The sequence below is a fragment of the Alicyclobacillus sp. SP_1 genome (assembly GCF_024706985.1).
Taxonomy (GTDB): Bacteria; Bacillota; Bacilli; order Alicyclobacillales; family Alicyclobacillaceae; genus Alicyclobacillus_I.
The window spans coordinates 1-1244 of the sequence record NZ_JAMCCX010000103.1; the positions used below are offsets into that span (position 1 = coordinate 1).

Genomic DNA, 1244 nt, shown 5'->3' on the forward strand with positions numbered 1-1244 from the left:
CTAGTACAGAGTTTCCAAAATATCGTCACTAACTCAGCTTGCGGGTATCCGACCCAATACCGTATCTCCACTGAAACTTCACAGGGCTGTGATTGACTTCCTGTAAGTACAATTCAATCCGCTGTCGGAGTTCTTCCTTGGACGATACTCGGATGTGTCGCAACATGCTCTTTGTCATCTTGGCAAAAAATGATTCAATAATGTTCAACCAGGAAGCGTGTTTCGGTGTAAAGATGAATGCAAAGCGGTTCGGTACGGTCTCGAGATATGCCTTCGTTTCTTTTGATGTATGTGCCGAATGATTATCAAGGATGATTTGAATCTTCCATTCTGGTGGATAGTGGGCGTCAAGCTTTTGGAGGAACGAGACAAACTCTCGACTGCGGTGCCTTTCCTCCACACTACCAATGACCTCACCCGTCATTAAATCAATCCCAGCTAGGAGGCTAAGAGTTCCGTATCGAATGTACTCATGGTCCCGGCCTATCGCTGGATGCTTTCCAGGTTCCGGAGGCAAGTCCGGGGCCGTCGTTCCAATTGCTTGAATACCGGGTTTCTCATCGTATGACACTGTCGTAACCGTGTAAAACGCATTCTCCTTTTCATCTAACATGAACTGCACCTGCTCATATACGCACAGCACTTGGGCCATTTTTTCGTCAAAATCCGCATCCCGCTTCTCTAAGTAATACCGTACTTTATGGGGCTTGACATCGTGCGCAGACAGCATCTTCGATATGGTGCCAGCACTGATCTTTACAACACTCGGGTGACCGGCTTTCACCGCGTTCTCCTGAATGTGTTTTGCTAACAAGCGAACCGTCCAGAGTTCATACGAATAACCGATTTCTTTCGGCTTCTGACATGCCAGAGAAATAATCCAGGCCTGAGCTTCCGACGTGATCTCAGCGGGACGCCCAGAACGAGGCAAGTCATCGAGAGCGGCCGTAACTCCGAATTCGAGAGCCTTGTTCAGGCAGCGATGCACCTTGACCGCATTGGTTCCCATTGCCGCCGCAACACTGCGAACCGATGCACCGGTTGCCAAGTGAAGCAGCATTTGTGCCCGTTCCACTCGCCGAACCTGTTCGGTTCTTGATTGAGCAATCTTTTGTAACGACAAACGTTCCTCATCTGACAACACCAGCATTGGTTTGTGACGGCGGTTGGCCATTGGTATCCCCTCCTAAGACAAGGATACCAAACTCGTAGAAAATTACGAGATTTAAGAAACGATCTACTAG

At 48.6% G+C, this 1244-nt stretch carries 1 protein-coding gene; it reads right to left on the reverse strand.

The features are described 5' to 3' along the window. Positions 1–28 precede the first annotated feature (28 nt). Positions 29–1174, reverse strand: coding sequence for an IS630 family transposase (locus M4I36_RS16205; RefSeq protein WP_258112803.1), 1146 nt, complete (start codon positions 1172–1174; stop codon positions 29–31). Between the last annotated feature and the right edge of the window lie 70 nt (positions 1175–1244).

Excerpts from the sequence above, each read along its gene's own strand:
- M4I36_RS16205 (WP_258112803.1), bottom strand. The coding sequence starts at position 1,174 with ATGGCCAACCGCCGTCACAAACCAATGCTGGTGTTGTCAGATGAGGAA.